The following is a 242-nucleotide window of genomic DNA, read 5'->3' as shown; positions in this document are numbered from 1 at the left end:
GTGTTACCTGATGCTTAGAGGCTTTTCCTGGAAGCAGGGCATTTGTTACTTCAGCACCGTAGTGCCTCGTCATCACACCTCAGCGTTAGAAGAAGTCCGGATTTACCTAAACTTCCCGCCTACATGCTTAAACCGGGACAACCGTCGCCCGGCTAACATAGCCTTCTCCGTCCCCCCTTCGCAGTAACACCAAGTACAGGAATATTAACCTGTTTCCCATCGACTACGCCTTTCGGCCTCGC

General features: G+C 52.1%; 1 rRNA gene. It reads right to left on the bottom strand.

The features are described 5' to 3' along the window. Positions 1-242: ribosomal RNA gene (locus NNO03_RS22695) — 23S ribosomal RNA — on the bottom strand; the annotation flags it as partial.

The sequence above is a fragment of the Citrobacter sp. Igbk 16 genome (assembly GCF_028069755.1).
Lineage (GTDB): Bacteria > Pseudomonadota > Gammaproteobacteria > Enterobacterales > Enterobacteriaceae > Citrobacter.
The sequence above is the reverse complement of the archived record's forward strand: the minus strand, read 5'-3'. Positions and strand labels throughout refer to the sequence as shown.